Origin of the sequence: Xanthocytophaga flava (genome assembly GCF_030068545.1) — a bacterium.
In the GTDB taxonomy this organism is placed as follows: domain Bacteria; phylum Bacteroidota; class Bacteroidia; order Cytophagales; family 172606-1; genus Xanthocytophaga; species Xanthocytophaga flava.
The window spans coordinates 90,489-114,392 of sequence record NZ_JASJOR010000022.1 but is presented as its reverse complement, the minus strand read 5'-3'; the positions used below and the strand labels follow the sequence as shown (position 1 = coordinate 114,392).

15 protein-coding genes are annotated in these 23,904 nt (G+C 39.7%); 3 read left to right on the top strand and 12 right to left on the bottom strand.

The annotated features are described in order from the left end of the window. The first annotated feature begins 13 nt into the window (after positions 1-13). Both QNI15_RS27055 and QNI15_RS27050 read left to right on the top strand, forming a co-directional pair. Positions 14-922: an alpha/beta hydrolase family protein gene (locus QNI15_RS27055; RefSeq protein WP_314001564.1), complete on the top strand. Its 909-nt coding sequence runs from the start codon at positions 14-16 to the stop codon at positions 920-922. Between the two features lie 35 nt (positions 923-957). Then, positions 958-1,617 (top strand): tetratricopeptide repeat protein, encoded by a 660-nt coding sequence (locus QNI15_RS27050; protein ID WP_314034739.1) that lies wholly within the window; start codon positions 958-960, stop codon positions 1,615-1,617. 546 nt (positions 1,618-2,163) lie between these two features. Here QNI15_RS27050 and leuS read toward each other — a convergent pair. The 5 genes from leuS to QNI15_RS27025 all read right to left on the bottom strand — a co-directional run bounded on the left by leuS (position 2,164) and on the right by QNI15_RS27025 (position 13,255). Next, positions 2,164-4,959, bottom strand: coding sequence for a leucine--tRNA ligase (leuS, locus tag QNI15_RS27045; protein ID WP_314034737.1), 2,796 nt, complete (start codon positions 4,957-4,959; stop codon positions 2,164-2,166). Between the two features lie 134 nt (positions 4,960-5,093). Beyond that, entirely contained in the window at positions 5,094-8,423 is a 3,330-nt protein-coding gene (locus QNI15_RS27040; protein WP_314034735.1) for an ATP-binding protein, read from the bottom strand. A 260-nt stretch (positions 8,424-8,683) separates the two neighbouring features. Further along, on the bottom strand, positions 8,684-9,277 hold the full coding sequence (locus QNI15_RS27035; RefSeq protein WP_314001572.1) for a hypothetical protein: 594 nt from the start codon (positions 9,275-9,277) through the stop codon (positions 8,684-8,686). Positions 9,278-10,167: 890 nt separating this feature from the next. Then, on the bottom strand, positions 10,168-10,860 hold the full coding sequence (nfi, locus tag QNI15_RS27030; RefSeq protein ID WP_314034733.1) for a deoxyribonuclease V: 693 nt from the start codon (positions 10,858-10,860) through the stop codon (positions 10,168-10,170). 94 nt (positions 10,861-10,954) lie between these two features. Further along, entirely contained in the window at positions 10,955-13,255 is a 2,301-nt protein-coding gene (locus QNI15_RS27025) for a family 20 glycosylhydrolase (protein ID WP_314034731.1), read from the bottom strand. A 353-nt stretch (positions 13,256-13,608) separates the two neighbouring features. Between QNI15_RS27025 and QNI15_RS27020 the strand changes: the two genes are divergently transcribed. Beyond that, positions 13,609-14,187 (top strand): DUF6515 family protein, encoded by a 579-nt coding sequence (locus QNI15_RS27020; protein ID WP_314034729.1) that lies wholly within the window; start codon positions 13,609-13,611, stop codon positions 14,185-14,187. Between the two features lie 84 nt (positions 14,188-14,271). Here the strand turns inward: QNI15_RS27020 and QNI15_RS27015 are convergent, their stop codons facing one another. The 7 genes from QNI15_RS27015 to QNI15_RS26985 form a co-directional block, all read right to left on the bottom strand. Continuing rightward, positions 14,272-14,649 carry a response regulator gene (locus QNI15_RS27015; RefSeq protein ID WP_314034727.1) on the bottom strand — a complete coding sequence of 126 codons (378 nt, stop codon included), beginning with the start codon at positions 14,647-14,649 and terminating at the stop codon, positions 14,272-14,274. A 13-nt stretch (positions 14,650-14,662) separates the two neighbouring features. Next, positions 14,663-15,514 carry a hypothetical protein gene (locus QNI15_RS27010; RefSeq protein ID WP_314034725.1) on the bottom strand — a complete coding sequence of 284 codons (852 nt, stop codon included), beginning with the start codon at positions 15,512-15,514 and terminating at the stop codon, positions 14,663-14,665. Between the two features lie 11 nt (positions 15,515-15,525). Next, entirely contained in the window at positions 15,526-16,095 is a 570-nt protein-coding gene (locus QNI15_RS27005; protein ID WP_314034723.1) for a carboxymuconolactone decarboxylase family protein, read from the bottom strand. A 736-nt stretch (positions 16,096-16,831) separates the two neighbouring features. Further along, complete coding sequence (locus QNI15_RS27000) at positions 16,832-18,229, bottom strand: efflux transporter outer membrane subunit (RefSeq protein WP_314034721.1); 1,398 nt, start codon at positions 18,227-18,229, stop codon at positions 16,832-16,834. A gap of 28 nt (positions 18,230-18,257) precedes the next feature. Further along, entirely contained in the window at positions 18,258-19,358 is a 1,101-nt protein-coding gene (locus QNI15_RS26995; RefSeq protein WP_314034719.1) for an efflux RND transporter periplasmic adaptor subunit, read from the bottom strand. 51 nt (positions 19,359-19,409) lie between these two features. Beyond that, a complete protein-coding gene (locus tag QNI15_RS26990; RefSeq protein ID WP_314034717.1) occupies positions 19,410-22,580 on the bottom strand; it encodes an efflux RND transporter permease subunit in 3,171 nt (1,056 codons plus the stop codon). Positions 22,581-22,752: 172 nt separating this feature from the next. Beyond that, positions 22,753-23,631: an oxidoreductase gene (locus QNI15_RS26985; protein ID WP_314001589.1), complete on the bottom strand. Its 879-nt coding sequence runs from the start codon at positions 23,629-23,631 to the stop codon at positions 22,753-22,755. Positions 23,632-23,904: the final 273 nt, after the last annotated feature.

Genomic DNA, 23,904 nt, shown 5'->3' with positions numbered 1-23,904 from the left:
TCATTATAAGTACATGAGTCACACCAATTTCTTTGTAGGTAGTCGTCAGCTTCAGATTCAGGATGAAGAAAATGGACTTTCCTATCCGGTTCTGGTACAGTATCCTACTTATACAGCCGCAACACCTACTTCTTTTGGCCCGTATGTAATGGAGGTAAGTGTTGATGCTGATATTGCAGAAGGAAAATTCCCATTGGTCATTATCTCACATGGCAATGGCGGTTCGCATTTGCTTTACAGAACCATCAGTATGCATCTGGTACGAAATGGATATATAGCAGCCATGCTGGAACATTATGGAAATAACCGAAATAATAATACGCTAGAAAATACTGCATTAAACTTGCAGTATCGGCCACGACATGTAAGCATGACCATTGAACAGTTACTTACTGAATCGTGGTTACAAGATTTTGTGGCACAGGATAAAATAGCTGTAATTGGGCATTCGATGGGAGGGTATACCGCTTTGGCTGTAGCAGGTGGAATACCTTGGTTGAAGGAAGGCGAGAAAATTGATGTAACATCCAATCCAAGAGTAAAGGCAATTGTATTACTAGCTCCTGGAACTGGGTGGTTCAGAGATTCATTGAGTAAGGTCACCATTCCGATTCTGATGTTTATGGCTGAACATGATCCGGTTACACCTGCATGGAATGCCGAAGTTGTATTGACCAGCATACCTGATGCCAGTCAGGTCATACATAAAGTAGTAGAAAATGCAGGCCATTTTTCGTTTCTTAGTCCATTTCCGGAAACCATGCGACGACCTGATTTTCGACCCTCTACAGATCCGCCGGGATTTGACAGAGACGCTTTTCATAAAGAGCTTCCTGTTGAAGTTCTGGCTTTTCTGGAGGATACTTTGAACAGAACTCCAAATGAAAAAAATAAAACAGACAACAAAATCGTCTCAAAGTAGTATCAGGTATTGTAAACTATTCACTCTTATTGCCTATGAATTTTACTACAGGAGATCTCTTTTATCTTCAATCAGACCAACAGTATCACCTGTATAAATTACTGATGGACGATGCCGCATTTAATTGCTATCATGTGTTAACCTATGCCCCTCTGGATCGGGTGCCCGTTCAGATAGATGTAGAAACACTGGATATCTGGATGTACCATTTGCCTATTGACAAAGAGGCATTTGTCAATGCTACGTTACTGACCAATCAGCCTATTATAGCAGAAGATTTAATTGGGTATCATGAGTATCTGCGTCAGACAAAAGCTCCGAAAGAATACATTCCTGTTGCTACTGCCTATTATAGAGACGGACTTCGTTTGACAGATGAAAAGAAGTATCCGGAAGCTATTGATGCCTATTCAAAAGCGGTTGATTTGTTTCCCCAATTTTATGAAGCAATTGATAACCGAGGTTTTTGTAAAATGGATCTTGGGTTATGGGAAGATGCTATCGACGACTTCCATCTGTCGTTAGAAGAAAACCCAAATAGTTTGCTAGCAGAGTTTTCTATGGGAGAGTGTTATTATAAAATGGGCGAATATGAAAAGGCGAAGCTGCATTTTGAAATAGCACATCAGATCGATCCCAATCATCAGGCACCTATACAGTTTTTAGCAAAAGTGAAGTCGATTCTAAATCAGTAAAGGTTTACTCTAAGATTTATATTTGGTTATCCAAACGTGAAAACTCTTTTAACAGTACACTACAGACTCTTACATCAGATTGTAATTGTACTACTCGGCATTGCGATTACAATAGACTTTTTTCATACGAATGAGTTTCTTCTGGAAGAGGTTTTTCTTGTTATGATATTAGTTGTACTCCTTATTCTTTTTATCAGGCAGTCTAATCAAAAGATCTGGCAAAAAAGGACATTAGGGCTTATTATAAATTTTTCACTGTTATTCTCTTCCATCTTTATCTTTTTTTTCCTGTTTCTGACATTTTGGGGGTATGGTTTTACTGGCCGTCACATACCTATAACCTGGTTGAGTGTAACCATATTGTATCTCGTATTTTTTATCCTTACTATAATTGACCTTTCAAAGTTTATTCTTGAAAAGACTCCACAGGTAGAAGATCAAAGTCAAAGAGGCTAGATGTGTTTTGCAACAATACAGTACATTTAAGTATAAAGAAAGAGGTTCAGGAAATTCCGAACCTCATATATCTCTTTGATTGTAAATAGCTTAGATTACTACGTTTACAATCCGTTTTGGTACTACAATCACCTTTTTCGGTGCTTTACCTTCCAGCCATTTCTGTACTGTTTCTTCTGCCAATACCGATTGCTCGATATCTGCCGGAAGAGCATCTGCCGGGAAGGTCATTTTGATACGTACCTTTCCATTGATAGAAATGGGATACTCAAAACTATCTTCTGTCAGGTAAGATGCATTGAACACCGGATAGGATGCCTTAGTAACGCTGGTAGCGTGTCCTAAGATAGACCACAGTTCTTCTGCGATGTGAGGTGCAAATGGAGACAAAATTACAACCAGATCGCTCAGAATAGCCCGTTTGCTGCATTTTTGAGAAGACAATTCATTCACACAAATCATAAAGGCACTGACTGTTGTATTGAATGAATAGTTTTCAATATCGTCGGCTACCTTTTTAATTGTTTTGTGCAGAGACTTTAGTTCTTCACGAGTTGGTTCTGCATCGGTTACAAGTAGATTACCATTATCTTCGTTATAGAATAACCGCCACAGCTTACGTAAGAAGTTATGTACACCACTGATGCCATTGGTGTTCCAAGGTTTGGCATCTGTCAATGGTCCCAGGAACATCTCATACATACGTAGTGTATCCGCTCCATAACGGGCTACAATGTCGTCAGGATTTACAACGTTGTAATAACGTTTTGACATCTTATCGATTTCCCAGCCACAAATATATTTTCCATCCTCCAGGATGAATTCTGCATTTTGGAAATCTGGTCTCCATTTTTTGAATGCTTCCACATTCAATTCATCGTTTTCAACAATATTTACATCTACGTGAATTGCAGTTGTTTCGTATTCTTTACGCAGATTATATGATACAAATACCGGGTTTTTTCCTTCTCCTTCAGAAGATTTCACACGATAGACATAATTGCTCCGTCCCAAAATCATTCCCTGATTAATCAGTTTCTTTGCATATTCCTTCTGCGGTACCATGCCCAGGTCATACAGGAAGTGATTCCAGAAACGGGAATATAATAAGTGTCCTGTCGCATGTTCTGAGCCTCCCAGATACAAGTCTACATTCTGCCAGTAGTCAACCGACTCTTTGGAGGCAAACTCACTGTCGTTCTGAGGGTCCATATACCGATAGAAATACCAGCTGGAACCAGCCCATCCAGGCATAGTACTTAACTCATATTCATACTGTCCTTTGTATTTCCAGTTCTCGGCTCTTCCCAGTGGTGGCTCACCCGTTTCAGTTGGAAGATACTTATCAATTTCAGGTAATAATAATGGCAAATCCTGCTCATCAATTAATTGAGGCAGGCCATCTTTATAATAAACAGGTACTGGCTCACCCCAATAACGCTGACGGCTAAATACCGCATTGCGTAGACGATATTGTACTTTGCCTTTACCCAAACCTTTTTCTTCCAGCCACTTAATCAGGGTAGCTGTAGCTTCTTTATACTCCATACCATTGATGATGTCGGAGTTGATATAGTGTCCCTCTTTGGTAGCATCTGCTTGCTTATCCATATCCTTTTGTGAATCCAGAATAGGAATAATCGGCAGATTAAAATGCGTTGCAAAGTTCCAGTCCCGCTGATCACCGGAAGGCACACCCATTACAGCACCTGTTCCATAGCCAGCCAGTACATAATCAGCGAGATAGATAGGTACTTTCTCTCCATTAAATGGATTGATAGCGTAACTTCCTGTAAATACTCCTGTCACCTTCTTTACTTCTGACATCCGGTCTACTTCTGAACGGGATGCTGCCCATTTTACATAGGTATCTACTTCGGTTTTCTGCTCAGGCGTAGTCAGGAATGACACAAACTCATGTTCAGGTGCCAGTACAATAAAGCTTACACCATAAATAGTATCTACCCTTGTAGTGAATACTTCAATCAGATTATCACTGTTTCCTTCAATCGCAAACTGTACACTCGCCCCCTGTGAACGGCCAATCCAGTTGCGTTGCTGTTCTTTGATAGAGTCAGACCAGTCAATCTCGTTTAATCCTTCCAGTAATCGATCTGCATAGGCAGTGATCCGCATAGACCACTGTTTCATCAGTTTACGCTCTACCGGATAGCCACCTCTTTCAGATACACCATCTTTTACCTCATCGTTAGACAATACACTACCCAGTGCCGCGCACCAGTTTACATAGGCTTCATCAGGCATAGTCAGACGATATTTAAACAACAACTCCTGTTGCTGCTTATCTGTCATTGCATTCCACTCTGCTGCTGTAAAAGCAGGCGTATCCTCATCACATACTGCATTAATGCCACTATTGCCCTGTTTTGCAAAGTGTTCGGTTAGTTTACTGATTGAAAGAGCCTTATCTGCATCCTTGTCATAGTAATGGTTAAACAGTTGCATAAAAATCCACTGTGTCCATTTGTAGAACTTAGGATCAGACGTACGTACTTCCCGGCTCCAGTCGTAGCTGAATCCTATTTTCTTCAGCTGACTGATATACGTATCAATATTATTTTCTGTTGTAACGGCAGGATGCTGTCCGGTTTGTATTGCATACTGTTCTGCTGGCAAACCAAACGAATCAAATCCCATCGGATGCAGCACATTGAAACCCTGCAGACGTTTATAGCGGGATACAATATCCGAGGCTATATAACCCAGTGGATGCCCCACATGCAATCCGGCTCCGGATGGATACGGAAACATATCCAGTACATAGTACTTGGGACGACTGGCGTCTACATCTGTACGATAGGTCTGCTGTTCTTCCCAGCGTTGCTGCCATCTTTTTTCTATTTCACGAAAGTTGTACTCAGACATACAGGTTATTTTCGGTTTAAGAGGTTCTAAACGAAGCGCAAAAGTAAGGATTTTTGCAGAAATGCAGGAGGGAGCAGAAAAATAACTGTACTTGCTATAAAATAGATTGGCTTGTATTAACAAATAAAGGCAATTTAGATACCGGATTCTTTGCCTGGGGTAAGATAAATGCGGAAGGTAGTACCTTTGTTTACTTCACTTTCAAGTTCAATACGACCTCCCAGAGCATCTACCTGTGTTTTGACAAGATATAGTCCCAAGCCTTTGCCTTCCACATGAAAGTGAAAACGTTTATAAAGCTGATATACATTTTTGCCATACGCCGTCAGATCTATGCCGAGGCCATTATCACTTACTTCCATGCCAATGGTTTGCTCCTGTTGCCAGGTTCGGATACGTATAATGGGTGTACGATCCGGATGTCGGTATTTGATCGCATTACTAATCAAATTATGGAGAATACTATCTATATAGGCTGGAATGGATAAAAACAGAAATGCTTCCGAAAAGTCTACTTGTAGTTCGGTTTCTGTATCCTGTATTTCTTTGGACAGATTAGCTTTTACCTTCTCAAGTTCATGGTAAAGATTGACTTCTGATAAAATTTTAGTGCTGTTCTTTTTGACTTCCAGAATTGCATTCAGGTCTTTAATGACTTGATCCAGATCATAGGCTGTTTTTATTAGTTTTTTTGTAATATCCTTAGGATCAATATCGGTCTGAGTTTCTGCCATTTCAAGCAAGGTACCCAGACCTTGGATACGGGCAACAGGTGATCGAAGGTTGTGGGCAGTAATAAAAGCGAACTGTTCCAGCTGTTGATTGTATTCTACCAGTTCCTGTGTACGTATGTCTACTTCTTTCTTCAGCGACTTATTGCGTTGTCGTATAGTTTTATTCTGCTCTTCTATGATCTGTTGAGCTTTTATGAGGTCCTCAAACTGGGCGCTTATTTTATCCCGTTGCATTGCAATCTCTTCCTGTTGCGAATGCAGTTCTTCGTTCTGAGCCAGTATCTCCTGGTGTTTATTCCAGATATCCTGCGTTTTGCTATCTATAATTTTGTTAAGCCGTAGTCTTTCGCGTTCATGTCGCCATGTATTTGCCTGCATAAGAATCCAGATCAACGCAATCAGAACAGCAAAATAAATACCATACGCCCAGGTTTGTTTATACCATACCTCTTCTATATGAAATGAGAATGTTAATGTAGGGCTCCAGTCATAACCACCTTTTCGGGCACGTATCTCTAGGGTATAATCTCCTGCTGGTAACATCTGATACGAAACGGTTTGTTGTGTACTGGGAGTAGACCATCTTTTTTCCAGATTGCGTAGTCGAAACCGGTATTCTATTGAGCCTGTAGGATAAGACAGGCTAACAAAGGCAGCTTTGAGATTTGTATGATAGGGAAACACAGACTCAAACGGAATAGTTTTGAATACTTTTTTATTGAAGCGTAGTTCCAGAAATAAAGGTTTGGGAGTAATAAGTGGTTTAGGTGCAGGTAAGAAAGATGCTGTATAACTTGTATTACTTCCCACCCAAAGTCGTTTTTGATTATCAATAAAAAGCCTGCGATACCAAAGTACGTTACTGGGAGGAGGTATTCCATTGTTAAGTGTATATCGTACAAATGCTCCGTTCCTAAAGCACAATAGTCCATAGGCATCTGTTGAAATCCAGATTTGTTTTCGATCATCCTGAATAATAGCCCGCATTTCTGCTGTAGTAATATAGGGCCCCAGTTCTACACGGGTAACATTATTTTTTACAGGATCATATTTTAACAAACCATGTGTGCTGGCCATCCATACATTCTCTTTTTCATCAATAATCAAGTCATGAACTTCAAAGTGGTTGATATCAAATGGAAGACGTTTACTTAGATTTTCAAAATAATCTTTGTCAGGATGGTATTTATATAAATAAGAATTATCTCCAATCCCACCCACATATATGGTTTTGGAAGAACTTTCTTTTACAGTGATGATACGACCTGTCAGACCTTTTTCTTTACCATAGTAATGTATGGAAAGGGTGGAATCTGTATAGGTGATTCCTGGTAATGGACTATGGGTATATACCTGACAGAACCAGGTTCTATGGCGAGAATCTGTGTAAATATTAAAAATAGGTCCACCACGATTACTCAGATTTAAGCCCGGGTACCAATGATCGTTTTCCAGATAGGATAGTTGTCCCAGACTACTACCAATCCAGACCCTGTTTCTGTCAGAAGCTGTTGTTGAGATTGAACCTCTGGGGAGCCGCATAACAGATATTGGGTTCTGAAAATGAGCGGATACCGGAAGACGTAATATCTCATTAATGGAACTGACATAGTAATTGCCGTTTTGTATTTGACAGATTGAGCCTAGCTCGTAGGGTAAAACTGCTGGATATGGATGATAGAAAAATTTAGGATAAAGCAGAGTTACTCCTTCTTTAGAAATAATCCAGATGGATGAGGCTTTGCCTTGGTAAAATTGTTTGACAGACTGGAAAGGAAGCGTATCAAATAAGGTGATCTGATTAGAAAATAATGTTTCTTCAAAATGATAAGGAGTTTCAGATAAATTTGTCCTCAATAGACCCCGATCGTTGGTTCCTACATATAGGTGATTATAATAATCCTGAAATAAACTGGTAATCTCACTTGTGGGAACATTCATTTTAGTGAGTTCAGCTTTTTGTTTTCCGGAGTTTAACAGCTTCATATCATATAGATCATGATTGGTTGCTGCCCAGAATGAATAGTCAGATCTTTGAATAACAGATACAAGACCTTTTAACTGAGGTAATTCATCTATCTGTTGGAAGGTGAGTTGATCAGATTGGATCTCAAATAGTTTTCCATCCTGTGACAATGCAGATATACCTTTTTGGGAGTTATTCCATAAAAATAAGGGTTGAGTGTGTGATGGCACCGAAAACAAAACGGAACGACCAAAAGTATGATGGAGAATATCACCAGATATCAATTGAATCCACCAGCCTGCTTTTGAATCTTCAAAGAAGCCTATAGGTTGCTGGCTGGATAATCGATTGTAGAATTTTATGGTATCTGGTAAACTGGTGATTTCATACACACCATGTAAGCCAAGTCCTAGTAGTTTGCCTGTATGTGTCTGAACAAGTTGAGTAAAGTAAGGTGCATGTCTTACTGGTGAGAATTCCAGTCCGTTAAAGCGGAATAAACCTTTATCTGTAAGAATCAGAACAAAACCCAGTGAATCCTGTACAACCGACTTAGGTGCAGAGCCTGGGGCAATCTGGTTGCTTGCATAGATTTTGAATTGTAGCTCCTGTGCTTGAGCAATGGAGGTAAAAATAATAGTCAATGAAAAACATACCAGAGCTTTGAAACAGAAATAACTACCTCTGTCCTTTATAAAGGGCAAAACCAGAATATTTTTGAAACATTTACTAAATGGAAAAAGCTGCTGTAACAGTTTCCTCATTCTGGTAGTAATTAAAAGAATATACAAGCCAACATATGGTCCATATTCTGCCAGTACTTTGCCAGATACCTTAGATTATGGTTGCTAACAACTATAGCGGAATGTACAAAATATAAATTACAAACATGATTTTTGCAATAAAAAATATTATTTTATAAACTGTAATGTGTATTGCTAACTGCTTGGAGACAAAAACAAAACCCCAAGCTAAGAAAGCTTGGGGTTTTGCACAAACGCCTAGTCTATAAAGTGCACTACTCTTATAACTCAATCTGGTTGATTATTTTACCATTAGCTTTCACCTCGAACCGATTTTTAGCTGATTTCATTTTACTTAAATCATAGGTTCTGATAAAGCTTCCTTTTTGTGTTAAAGTCTCAGTGTAAACAGGCAGATCAAACTGGTTATAGATTGTAACCTCAATAGATTCTGCCGAGCTACCTATCAGACGTAACTGATATTTATTGCTTTCCAGTGATTTGATCTCAGCCTTACGCACTGGGCTAAGCACTGTGTGAGCATAAGTCAATGATAATTCTGATTTGCCAGCTGCATCTTTTACTACCAGTGTGTAGCTTCCTGCAGGCATTGCTGTAAAGTTATATGGACGGATAAATCCTTTTTTATCTGATTCAATTTCCTCCTGCATTACAACAAGACCATCCTGATTTTTGATAGATACTGTTACCAGACCTGCTTTGGCAGAAGTATATACCAGATTGTAAACGGCTGCACGATTAGTTGTTGTAATTGTTGCTGAAGAAGTTTTTTTAGTGTCATCGATATTGTCCATGGCAAAAGCTGTAACTGAAAGAACAAGGGCAAGGGCGAATGACATTAGAGAGGTTTTCATAGTAATAATTGCTGATTGTTATTTTAGGTAATTTTTAAGATGGGTGATTTAAAGGTTATACTTTTATTGATTTGGTTTTGTATGGCTGATTGTGTAAATCAACGATACAAAGGTACGGCAGTTCTGTATTGAAAAAAGTACAATCATGATGTAATAATAGATTCGTAATAAAAGGGGAAAAAGCAAAAAAAAGCTGTTGAAAAAGTACTATTGGTATGTTTGAAAAGTACTATGAGCCAGAAAAAGTACAAAATATTGCATGCAGTTATCGGGAGATAACTGAAAGAGTACTCTCTTACATACTATAAGAAAAGTACAATATTTTTCGTGGTTATATTAAATAGGCGGGGCTTTTTATTGTATTATTCTGTGGCGATATAGATAATTAGTTAAGAAAAAAGCTATTATCGCTGCATTCAGAATATAAAAGAAAAATGAGTAATTGGACTTATGAATTTAATGGGTATTTAGTGAGTTAGGTGAGGAATTGGACTTATAGAAGCATGTAAGAAATTTGTGGGAAATTGCAGTTTTAATCTAAAAAAGAAAAAATATTTTTTTATTGAAAATAATAAGTAAAAATTTTATTAATTATAATATATTGACTTACAATTATTTATGCGAATTTTATACTTAAGAGAAGTATTCTGATGGACAATTTATGGATGTAAGAACTATTTTTAAGTATGTTTTTTAGTAATAGGTTCTATATTAGGTATTTACACTTTATATGCAATAGCGAATTTAAAGAAGCAGAGTGAAAGATTAGTTTTGTATGGATAAAAATTGGTTTTGAAAGTATGAGTTATTATTAAATGTTAATAGGATTTATTTTATAGGAAAATAGGATATTAGAGTTAAGAGCTGAAAAGTATATGAAATTATCTTTATTAGGCTGGAGATGCTGGACCTTTGTAAGCAATACGTAGGGCATTTACTGCATCATGTACTTTTCGGGTAGTTTCCGGAAGTCGATATTTGGTAATACATTTCTGCACTATCGTAACACTTTCTGCAAAGGTGATTTTGTGACCAGGAGATATGAATAGCGGTAGTGTGTTTCGCTTACTACGTAATACTATACCAATCTGATCCTGGCGATCCCATAATGGAGAGGTAGAACCTGGTTCATTATCTGGTAGGGTATAGGTACCTGTCAGCCGGCTTTTACCACAACCAATGGTGGGCATATCCAACGCCAGACCCAGATGGGTAGCAATACCTAGTCGCCTTGGATGAGCAATGCCATGACCATCTACAATTAAAAGATCTGGTTTAAAGGTTAGCTGTTCCCAGGCTTGCAGCAAAGCAGGAATCTCGCGAAATGACAAAAGACCAGGTACATAGGGAAAATGTGTTTCTGTTACAACCATAGAACGAGCTACTTCCTGCAAGGTTGTTAGGTCTAACACAACAATGCCTGCATATACAGTATCTGAGAATTTATTAAAGGAAATATCCGTACCTGCTACATATCGTATCTCTTTATCAAGAGGTGTGAGTTGTATTTGAGTACGTAGTTCTTTTTGTAACGCTATTGCTTCTGGTATACTCAGATCCCAGCTATGGTTTGCAATTGACATAATGGTATGAACAGGAATAAAGATAAAATAAGAAGTACATTACTGGCAGGTATAAACCTGTAGTAATGTACTATATAAATATAATGCCTGACTATTATTTGTTTTGAGGTTGAACAAGCCAACTGGCAGGAATGTCCTTAGGTGCTTCATTACCCAGACTGTACTGTAGTTTAAGCGCATAACCGCCCCCACCTTCAATAAAGTCAATCTCGATAGGCTGCAAGCCCTTTTTAAGCGCTACCTGTCCGCTTTTTTCAATAGCCGAATGCTGACCATCGTTATTGACTACTTCTCGACCTGCTACACGCAATACACCACCATCATCACATGTCAGATAGAAGCTATACACACCTGTTTCTGGTATGTTCAGATATCCTCTATAGGTTAGTCCAAAGCTACCTGCTGTAGCCTCCTGAGGTACAACTACTGTTTTAACTACAGAAGTACCAGCGGCATTCTTGGTTTTGATTTGAGTAGTATTCAGGAAATACTCAGGGTAGTAGGTACATTGTAGCCCCTGCACCGGATTGGCAACAGAAGCCGGTTCGGCGTACGTTTCCTGTTTGTAGGAAAGCGTGTAAATATCGCCACGGGATCCTGACTGAGTAAAGGCTGCTACTTTGATAGTAGAAGGTGTTTTAATGGTAAGAGAAGAAGGGAGTACAGAAGATGTCGCCTGAGGTAAGCTTCCATCTGTTGTATAGCGAATAGTTAACTCCTGAAGCGGTTTTTGAACCGTTAGTACAGCCTGATCCGTAAATACGTTTTCTCCTGTAAAACCTGTCAAATCCGGAATACGGTAGTGTACACCCATTGTTTCCAGTCGGCCGTAGTGTTGAATCAATCTGCTTTGATAAGACTTGTATAGATCCTTATGTGTCCATAGTACCTCTGCTAAGGCTGTCATACGAGGCATAAACATATAGTCAGCACGTTTTTCGGAAGGAATATATTCTGTCCACAGATTGGCTTGTGCACCTATGATTGCTTTTCCTTCTGCTTCACTTAGGCCTTTGGGTATAACCTGAAAATGATACACATTGTATACGGAATTTTTATCAGGAGGAGAGTCGAAATACAAAGGGGTGCCCGGTGTCATAATTACCTGATTTCCATTTTTGGCTGCTTTGATGGGTGCCTGAGGTACCCAACTGCGCCAGTACATCACAATCGCTGATGGATTAATTCCGCCTTCCAGAATTTCATCCCAGCCAATCAGCTTTTTACCTTTTGAGTGGAAGAATTTTTCCATGCGGTGCACAAAGTAGCTTTGCAATTCATTGACATTCTTGATTCCTTCTTTTTGCATAAGTTCCTTGCAAACATCTGCCTGTGCCCAACTGGTCTTTTCAACTTCATCAGCTCCAAGATGAACATATTCGCTTGGGAACAGATCTATGATCTCACTATACACATCCTGAGCAAACTGATATGTAGCTTCATTACAAGGACAAATAGGTGTCGAGAAATCTTTACCCCAGCCGGTATTTCCACTGCAACTCAGATAAGGATATGCCTTGATAGCTGCCATCATATGACCAGGCATGTCTATTTCGGGAATAATTTCAATGTGTCGGGCTGCAGCAAAAGCGATGATATCTTTCATTTGTTGCTGGGTATAAAATCCTCCGTACATTGTTTTTCCATCTTTTTGTACAATATGTTTCGTATCAATCTCAAAGTCAGGATTATCCTTGGCTCTTTTCATACAGGTTGAATCCTGGTTGTTGAATGTTCTCCAGGCTCCCTGTTCTGTTAGTTTAGGATATTTCTTGATTTCAATTCGCCAACCCTGATCATCTGTGAGATGCAGGTGCAGTTTATTCATTTTATAAAGAGCCAGCAGATCAATATATTTTTTGAGATATTCTACCGAAAAGAAATGACGTGAAACATCCAGATGCATTCCTCGCCATGTGTACAAAGGTTCATCTTTAATTTCTGCAGCGGGTATAGTAACAGATTGTGAAGATGAAGCTTTAACAGGCAATAACTGACGCAGTGTTTGGGTTGCCCGAAACATACCCGCCGGAGTTTTTGCTGTAATAGTTACTAGTTCTGGAGTAATTGTGAGGTGATATCCCTCTGGATTGGCAATGCCTGGGTCTTGCTGAAACAGGATAGCTGAGCCTCCTTTTGATTTTTTGGAAGACAACGTAATCCCTGTGGCATTTTTGATAATGTCTTTCAACTGGTTTGCTTCGTTGACAAATAAAGCTGCATTTTTAGCCAATGAAAGATTGGTTTTGGCCGTAATTGTAAATTGTCCTTCCTTCTCAACCAATGTTGTGGGGTAGGGAATAATGGGGTATTTCGTAGCTTGCGCCCAGCTGATCTGGCAGATGAGACCTGCTGTCAGCATGAGAAATACACGTTTTACTAAACAGAAACTCATTGAAATAAAGATAAATTAAATAAAACAAAACCGGATGATTCCGACAATCAAATGTAAGGCTAATATCGTTCTGATACATCCTGATTTATGCAGTTATTCGCATGCTAGCCAAAATGGGTTTGGATGTCAGTTAATTACTGTATATCAGATAAAAAACAGCTGTTTTTTCTGATAAACCCTATTTTGCTTCTTTTCTGCCAGTAATTTGTTCTTCTGCTGTTTGTGTAATTAATCCTGTCATTCTGAGTTGTTTATAAGTCTGTATAAGTGCTATATTGGAATAGTAAACCAGAAGATTAAACCTTGTGCAACTTTTGTGGTCTGATTGAATACAACTTTTAAACAAACGAATAATGAAAATAATAGTTTTTGCAACTTTACTGATAAGTCTGTTGACTTCAGTAGAGAGTGACTTGTTTGCTCAACGACATGCACACAGACGGGTAGAGCGGGTACGGGTTGTCAGAGCCAGACCTGTGCGTCGTTATCCGCGGGCTAAAGTAGTGGTAGTGAGGCCAAGACGTGTTCGAACTGTGACTGTTTTACCTGCTGGCCATGTAACTGTAGTATCCCGTGGACGTAATTACTATTATTACAATGGATTTTATCATACACAAGTCAACAATGTATATACCGTAATTGCTCCTCCCAGGGGTGTGCGTATTAGGGTTTTACCTGTTGGGTATACAAATATTGTTATTGGAGGTACTCCTCATTATTATTATCAGGGTGCTTACTACAAGCAGGTAGACAATGAGTATGAAACAATAGAGCCTGTAGTAGGTACAGTAGTACCCAATTTACCAGAAGATAATGTGGATGAAGTGACAATTGATGGAGAGAATTACTATGAGTTTGATGATCTTTTGTATAAACCTGTTGTGACTGCTTCCGGCACACAGTATGAAGTGGTTGGTAATCTGGATGATTAGACAATAACTTACAAAACAGAAAATGGTCAAACCTACACAATTGAAATTGCTGGTTTGACCATTTTCTGTTTTGTAATACTTTTATCAGGCAGACAGCTTTTCTGTCAGAAAGAAGCTTATAAGAAGTTCTTTATTAAGTGGTTTGGAGCAAAAATCAAGTACATTGGAAAACTGCATACCTTTTTCTTTGTCAACTTCACTGGTAGAAGAAGTTAGGATCAAGACTTTATAATCCTGTTTATTTTCTGCCTGCATCCGTTCCAGAAATGCCCATCCATCCATAACAGGCATGTTCAGATCCAATAAAATAATATCAGGATGGATCTCTTCAATTTGTTCATACGCCAATTTCGGACTTGTAAAATCATATACTTCTACATCACCCAAGGTATTCTGAATGATTTTTTTGGAGATAAAGTTTGCAATCTCCATGTCGTCTACTAACATTACTTTCTTCGGCATACCTTTGCTACGTTTATTTTAAGATCTCCCGATCTGTGAGCTGTATAACATTTTGTAAGGCAGAGTCCAGGTCTTGTGAGGATACCTGTAACATTGCCAGCCATTCTGGTTGAATTTCGTTACTATATATAAGTTCTGCTACCTGTATCAGTCCCAGTATCCTGGATAAGGGTTCCCGAACTGAATGGGCATTGAGCTTTGATAGCTCTAATAGTTTTTCGTTTTTTCTCTGTAACTCATGGGTTCGCTGCTGAATGATTTCCTCCTGTTTATGTACGAGATCTGAAACAATTCGGTTTTTTTCTTGTACATCTTCCAGTGCAATCAGCAAGTCCTGTTTTCGTTGGTCCAGTTCCTGAATCAGACAAATGGTAAAGATTCGTGAATATAGACTTTCAGATATAATCTTTAATACAGGAATATCTGCTTGAGAGAATAGTTTATTTTCTCCAGAAAATACAGATACTACCATTCCACTAGTCTTTCCAAAAGGAAAATGCCAGCCCCATATTTTATCACATATCTCTTTCAGTGGAATCGGATACGTTTCTGCTCTGACATCAAGATTGGAAAGGTTATCCAGCACAACCGGGATTTCCTGCTTTTGCAACATCCGTTCATGTTCCCAGAATAATTTTGTACTGCCTGTTTCCAATCGGCTTTCAGCCTTAAAGCCTGAATAGATAATATACTGTCCGTCCTGATAGTAGCCAAATCTGACCAATTGATAGTCAAAGAGATATTTCAGGTGCCTTTGCAAACAATGCTGTACCTCGTCGAGCGTTTCTGAATGATTCAGATGAGTAGTCAGTTTGGCCAGCGACTCATACACAAGACGATATCTGAATTCTAATGGGTTACTCAATGATCAGGAAATTAAACTTCGATTTCGAGTAATTCATTATCAACTTTAATTCCTGAGATATCAGCAATGGTATTAAGCATATTGACTAAATCAGCTTGCGCCATTAGTTCCTGAATTTCACCTGAATCAAAACCAGCTTCGTATAGTTCATCAAAGTCCTCTTGTCCGATTGTTTCCGGATGCAAAGCTCCTTTGGTCACAACCCGTAAAGCAGTTTTGTAACTAACAGGAATTATGTCGCTATCCAGGTTCTCTGTAATAATAAAGTCATTACCACCTATTGCTTTGCCCATCATATTGGCAAATATGGCATGTGCGGTAGCGCAGTATTCACATTTGCGTTTGCTGGATACATTATAAATAATCAACTGTTTTATAATATTGGGAACATTGCCCATGATCAATGTAGATCTAAGCTTTTCCCAGTTTCCTCTTAATAAGATGGCATTATTCCCCTGGCATTTAAACCAGTTAAGTACAAATGGAATTCCTAACTCTTTTTTAGTTTCGTCATAAATTTTTTGTACTTCAGGAATTGCTTCATTGTAAGAAACAATAGTGAATAACGACTTGCCTGCCATCTGTTTACTAATTTTTGTTTTTTTAAGATACGGCAAGATAGCATAGATATACTAAAGCATTCCGTAAATAGCTATACTGTTAATGTAATTTTACCATACTTTCATGGTGCTTTTATCGGAAAAGTGTGAGATCCATACGGTAAACTGTACGATTAATAACTATGCCTGTAACCTTTCTATAGGCGTAGCTCTATGTGGAGGCTTTTGTGTTAATTTGCTTTTGTAGAGCAGTTTGAGCTTTTTCAAAGTAAATAGGAGGTTATTGACTAACGTATTGTGTACTATTAGTAAAATGAAATTCATGTAGATAACTTACATGATAAGGTAATGTATAGATAATAGAAAAAATGTAAGTGCATGAACTTCTGTTTGTTTCTCTCCTATATAGCTTATTATTACATACTTAGTAAATAAGATATTTAATTGAAACTTATGATTGGAGTTTTGACTGTTAATATGGATTTTTCCGAGGTGAAGCGCGTTTAAGATTGTGAAAAATATTTTATTCTGTATTTTATTTGTTGTTTCGCTAAATAGTGAAAATATGAAAAGCAGATTAAGCAGGAGTTGATGCATGCCCGAAGAACTTTTTTATGGAAAGTGCTTCAAAATAGATGTAACCTCTGATCTGTAACGACAAAAAATAACCTGTTAGCTTACTGCATTCAATAGAGAAATAAAAAAGTCCCTCTGAATAGTCAGTAGGGACTGTGTAATTAACAAATATAAGGTATACTTACCAGCTTCCTCCCAGCGCTTTGATAAGAGCAACTGTATAAAGTGCTAGTTGTCCGTGAAGGTTAACTGCCTGACGTTGCAGATCCAATGCAGTGCGTTCGGAGTCTACAACATCCAGGAAAGTAGTAAGCCCTTTTACATACAATTCACGTGAGTAACTCCGTGTTCGTAACGCAGATTCAACAGCCTGTTGCTGACTTACATTTTGTTGAGTAAGTATTTGCAGATTAACCAGTGCTGTCTCTACTTCTTTTTTGGCTGTCAATACACGTTGCTGATATGTCGATGTTGCTGTTTGAACCTGTTGTTGGGCCAGTACTACATTGTTTCGGTTACGATTTCCTTCATAAATAGGAATCACAATGCTTCCGCCTACCATATAGGTAGCACTATTGGAACTAAGCAGCATATCGACTTTGCGTGAAGTTAATCCTGCCGACCCTACCAGATTTAATCTTGGGCGTAAAGCTGCTTTGTTGATTCGAACTTGTTCTTCTGCAATAGTTGTCATATAGGCAGACTGGATCAGGTCTGGTCGATGTAATGGTAATTCGTTAGCTGATGCTGCTGGAACAACTGGTAATAATTCTGCCAGTGTTTTTTCCGGAATGCTTAGCTGAGTCGGTTCTGCTCCTGTTAAGACTGCCAGCGAAAGTTCAAGTTCAGAACGAGTGCGCTGAATACTTTGTAACTGTATTTGTATAGTAGCTACTTCGGTTTGTGCACGTTGTACATCCATTTCTGTGGTAAGTCCTGCTTTATAACGGGCTTTGACTACCTGTAGTGTTGAATCCCGTAAACGCAAACCTTGTTCCAATACCCGTTTTTCTGTATCAGTAGTTTGCAAAAGTAGATAATTGCGTGCAATTTCTGTAGTAACAGTAAGCTGTACAGCCTGACGTTCTGCTTCAGTTGCCTGGCTTAACATCTGATTTACCTGTATCTGCTTTCTGTAACGTTGCCAGATATCTACTTCATAGCTTACATCTATTGGAAGCTGAAAGGTATTCATAATGAAGCGTTTTACCTGTTGATCCTGAACCTGTAAGGCCAGTGGACGATTCGGTGCAAGGTTTTGAGTAGAGGCGTATGGATCAAATCGCACAGATGGAACCCGATAGGATTCTGCCAGTTTGATACGGGTACGGGATTCCTCCAGACGATTCATTACAGACTTAATCTCTAAGTTGTTGGCAATGCCAACCTGAATCAGTGAGTCCAGTAAAGGGTCCTGAAAAAGCTGCCACCACTGATTGATAGCAGGCACAGGATCTTTTTGCTGTGTAGACGGCTGTATTTTATCAGACTCAGCAATCGCTGTTGTTGACTGAGCCATACCTGACAGGCTTATGATTAAAGCAATAAAGCCCGTCAGGTAGTTGGTGAATACTTTCATATAAAGCAAATTCCTTGTTTTCAGATGGTTATTTGGTCGAATTAGCAGGGACAGATGCGATTTTAGATACTACACGCTGTCCTTCACGCAGATTGTCAGATGGGTTGATTACCAGGTTCTCTCCACCTTGCAGACCCGTTCCTATCTCAACAGTAGAGCCGAAATCACGGGCAATTTCAACAGGTTGAACATGTAGTGTGTTGTCAGCTTTTACGACCATTACCTGTGGACCTGTAGATGTCATCCAGAGAGCATTAGCAGGAATTACAACCGGAGGCAGAGATTGTTTTAACTGGAAGTTTACCTGTCCGTACAAACCTGATACCAGTTCACGACCCGGATTAGGAATAAGTACTTCTGTTAACAGAGTACGAGATTGAGAACGAAGTGCTTCAGAGGTTCTTACTACTTTTCCTTTGAATGTTTTACCTGACAGTTCCGGTACACGAACTTCTACTGCTTGTCCTAACTGAATATATTTATAATAGGACTGTGGCACATCTGTATACACACGTAGAGTATCTAACTGAGAAACTGTAAATAACGGAGTGCTATTTCCTGCTGTAATTAGTGCTCCTTGTTCTGTAGTACGTGCAGTTACAATGCCATTAAAAGGTGCACGTATTTCCTGAAGACTTTTTAATACTTCAATGCGGCGCAGATTTGCCTGGTTCATATCATACAGTGCCTGACGATTGTCTATGTCCTGTTTGGATACAGCTCCAGGTAATGTAACGCTTTCTACACGTTCCAGATTGGTTTTTGCCAGTCGCAGATCTGTTTGCGCACGAATAATGTCCTGGTCCAGTTCTGGTGCATCCAGACTTGCCAGTAATTGTCCTCTCTTTACCGGACTTCCAATATCTACCAGACGTTTTTTCAGATAACCCTGAGTACGTGCATACAATTGGGTTTCCCGAAGCGGTTGAATCTGTCCAGGTAACGTAAGACTGGAAATGGAATCAGAACGGGTTGCGGTAGTTGTATTTACCTGGACAACCAGATTTTGTTCTTTTTGTACAGAAGCATGTAATTCCTGGCGGTTACGAACGTGGGGAAGAACGCCAACAAAGAGAAATAGAAGGATTAAGGCAACTGGAACGAACCAGATTAAGATTTTTGATTTCATGTTTACTATAGTTTTATGGTATAATGGTCGTGTGTTTATGCAGGCAGTGGATTAAGCCACTGCCTCTTTTACTTTTTTAGGTGCCAGATAGCTAAATACAACAGGTACAAACAACAGCGTTGTGAATGTGGCAAGGATCAAACCTCCGATTACGGCACGTCCCAGTGGCGCATTTTGTTCGCCACCTTCACCCAATCCAAGCGACATAGGTAACATACCAATAATCATAGCCAGAGCTGTCATCAGAATAGGACGCAGACGGGCTTTACCTGCTTCATAGGACGCCTGCCATGGAGAAAGGTCGCTTTCCAGTAAAGTATCTGAGGCAAAGTTTACCATCAGGATACTGTTAGCTGTGGCAACCCCCACACTCATGATAGCTCCCATAAGAGATGGGATACTAAAAGGTGTCTGGGTTAAGAACAACATCCACACCATACCACACATAGCTCCAGGCAGCGCTGTGATAATGATGAATGGGATACGGAATGACTGGAAGTTAACTACCATTAGCAGGTATACCAGTACTGCTGCAAATACCAACCCAATACCCAGGCGGGAGAATGCACTGTTCATACTCTCTACCTGTCCACGTAAAATGATCTTGTTACCAGGCTTCAGCTGAGATTGATATTCTCCTACGATTTTTTCCAACTGACTGGAAACAGACCCTAAATCTGTCTTCTCCACAGAAGCATACACATCATATACAGGCTGCGTGTTGACACGATTAATAATCATTGGAGCCATTTTGCGTTCAATACTCATCACATTGCTCAATAGTTGTGGGGTTGAAGCATCCTGAGTCAGTACCATAGGGGTTTGCAACAATTTATCCATTGTATTTAACCGGAATGGTGGCGTTTGCACTGCAATCAGATATGGAAAGCCTGTCTGTGGATCTGCCCAGAAGTTTGGTTGCACCTGTGTAGTACCACTCAATGAAATCATCATATTGGTCGCGATTTTTTGTTCACTAAGACCCAACTGGTGTGCTCGTTCACGATCAACATTGACAAACAACTCTGGTGCGTTCAAGACCTGATGTAACCGAACATCTACTGCACCTGGAATACTTGCTACACGTTGTTTGATTTCCTGTGCTACTTTCAGGTTATTAGCTCTGTCAAAACCAGCGATCTGAATATCAATAGGAGCCGTTAAACCAAAGTTCAAAATCTGGCTCACAATATCTGAAGGCTGGAAGAATACAACCAGTTCAGGCATTTGTTCGTGTAATACTTCACGCAGGTGACGAATGTAATCTCTGGTGGATTTTGTCTTTTCTTCAGACAAGGCCACCAGTAATTCCGCATCTGCAGTACCCAGCGAGGAGTTATCTGTAAAGGTCAGGTTATACCCTTCACTAGTCATCCCAATATTGTTAATAATGGTTTCTATTTCTTCAGATGGAATTTCTTTTCGGATAACAGCTTCTACCTGAGAGGCAATTCGTTCGGTTTCTTCCAGACGGGAACCGGATGGAGCCCGTACATGTAGTCGAAACTGACCTGCATCTACACTTGGAAAAAAGTCACGTCCGGCAAAAGGAATCATTACCCCTGTACCAATGACTACGATAAGGAAAATAACAAGCATCTTTTTCCGGTTATTCAAAGCCCAACTCAACATAGTCATGTAGTGGGACTGAAAACGTTCAAATGAGTTGTTAAATCCTGCATGCATACGAGCAAAGATATTTTTAGGCTTTGCTTCATGTCCTTCTGTATGATGATGCTCTTCTGCTCCCAGCATCAGATTTGCCAGCATAGGCACTAATGTTCTTGACAACAGATAGGATGCCAGCATAGCAAACACTACAGACATGGCCATTGGAGCGAATAAAAATCGTGCAGGGCCTTCCAGAAACAGTACAGATACAAACACAATACAGATAGTCAGAGTCGCTACCAATGTTGGAGTGGCAATCTGTTGAGCTCCTTGCAGAATAGCCTCTCGCAGAGGAAGGCCTAATTCCTGGTTTCTATGAATATTTTCTATGGTTACGGTTGCATCATCTACCAGAATACCAATTGCCAGTGCCAAGCCTCCCAAAGTCATGATATTTAATGTCTCACCTAACAGGTACAAGACAGTGAGCGAGAAGAGAATAGACAAAGGAATAGAAATAGCAACAATCAGTGTACTTCTCCAACTTCCCAAGAAGAGCAGAATCATAGCAGCTGTCAGTAATGCTGCAATCACCCCTTCCAATACCACTCCGTGAATAGAGGCACGTACGAAAACGGATTGGTCAAATAGTTCGGTGATTTTTAAGTTCTTTGGTGCTGCGGCACGTACCTGTGGCAGGATTTCTTTACGGATGCGATCTACTACAGCTGTAGTTGAGGCATTCCCAATCTTTACAATACTAAACAATGCACCCCGCACGCCATCCTGTTTTACTACGTTGGTTTGTATGGCAGCTCCATCGTGTACATTGGCTACATCCCGCATGTGAAGCGTTACACCATTGACCTGTTTTATAGGAATATCGTTGAGTGTTGACAGGACATCAGGTTTTGTATTCAGACGAACATTGTATTCCCGATCTCCGAAACGTGCTTGTCCACTGGGAAGAGTTAAGTTTTGTGCTGATACGGCATTGACAACATCTTCAGGAGTAAGTCCCTGAGCCAGTAACTTCTCCGGATCAAGATCTACCATAATCTGACGGGTTTTTCCACCAAAAGGCAATGACATCCGTGAGCCCTGCACAGTTGCAATCTGAGGACGTATCCTTGTTTGGGCATAGTCAGTCACCTGAGATTCTGTAAGGCTATCAGAGGAAAGACCTAGTTGCAATATAGGCACTTCCGTAGCATTGTAACGCACAATCAGCGGAGGCTGAGTTCCTGGGGGCATCCGTACCCGAATAGTCTGGGCAATGGAAGTCACCTGCGCCAATGCTTCTTCAATCCGAACGTCGGGCTGGAAGAAAATTTTGATAACGGCAATACCATTGTGCGTTTGCGATTCCATCTGTCGTATGTTACCTACGTTGTTTGTAGTGGCGGTTTCGCTAAAGTTGGTAATCATTTTTTCCATCTCATCGGTAGATAATCCCCGATACGTCCAGATAACGGTTATCACCGGAATGTTTATTCTGGGGAAGATATCCGTTGGCATCTGAACGATGGAAACGATACCCATGATTAAGATCAGAAGAGCCATTACAGCAATGGTATAGGCTCGGGTCAGGGCTAATCGTACAATCCACATAATTGTAATACATTACAGGAATACATAGTACTTCCTGTTTTTTGAGTTTAGTTGGTTTGATTAAGAAAACTGGTATATAAACAAGACGATAAAAACAAGTATCTGCCTGGATCTCTTATATCGATTGGTATTGTCAAAATACAAGAGCCTGCTTTGTAGATATCAGTTGTTTCTAAACGTCTGAATTTTCTTCTGAAAGGATAGCATCTGAGATCCATTCCCATGCATGCATTTCCTGTTGAAGCAAGTTTATTTTTTGGCGGATCGATTGTATGGCATCGTGTCCAATAATAAGATGCAATGGTGCATCTGGTTGATTGGCTACCTGCAGGATTGCTTCTGCTGTAGCTTGCGGATCATTTAATGTGCGGGTGTTGGTTAGATCTGATGCTCCGTTGGAAAAATTTCCTGCCTGCGTATATTCATCGATCACATTCTCTGTGCGGATCAGTGTACTTCCCCACCAGTCAGTACGCTGAACACCCATTTCTACCACAGTTACTTTGATGCCAAGGGGTTTTACTTCCTGTGCCAATGACTCCGACAATCCTTCAATTGCAAACTTGGTAGCGTGATAAGCTCCCAGTTTGGGTTGAGCTGTAAGTCCACCTGCCAGTGAATTGATGGTTAAAATATGACCCTGGCGAGCTTCCCGCATATAGGGTAATATGGCTTTTGTTACTTCCAGCATCCCAAAAAAGTTGGTATTGAACTGCTGTTTTATTTGATCCATAGTCAGTTCTTCTACGGCTCCTTGTAAGCCATAGCCAGCATTGTTAACCAATACATCTATTTTTCCAAAACGGTCTATCGCTTTGTTTACAGTTTCTGGGATACGGTGAAATTCTGAAACATCCAACTGCATTACTAGTGCATGTTCCGGATATTGTTCCTGTAAAGAGTAGAACTTTGCAGGATTTTTAGCTGTGATAACAGCTTTATTACCCTGAGCTAGTACTGCTTCGGCCAGATAGCGTCCAATGCCACCCAGACACCCTGTAATAAACCAGACTCTGGAAGAAACATCTGTATCTATAGTGAGAGAATTCATGATTATATTTTGAAGATATTTGTCTTATAAGAGCACATTTCTGTGCCATTTTGGAGAAATACAGAAATGTTTTGCTTTTGTGTGTTTAATGTATTGATTTTCAGTATTTTGTTTCTTTGGGTGGTTGCTTGGTGACTAGTTGGATAATGATACTATTGGAGAATAACTCCAATACTATTGGAGTTATTCTCCAATAGTATACATTTGTAGGGTTTTAATGCTCTATTGATTTTGGAGTTTATTTGTACAAGCTTATATTGATTGAATAATGGC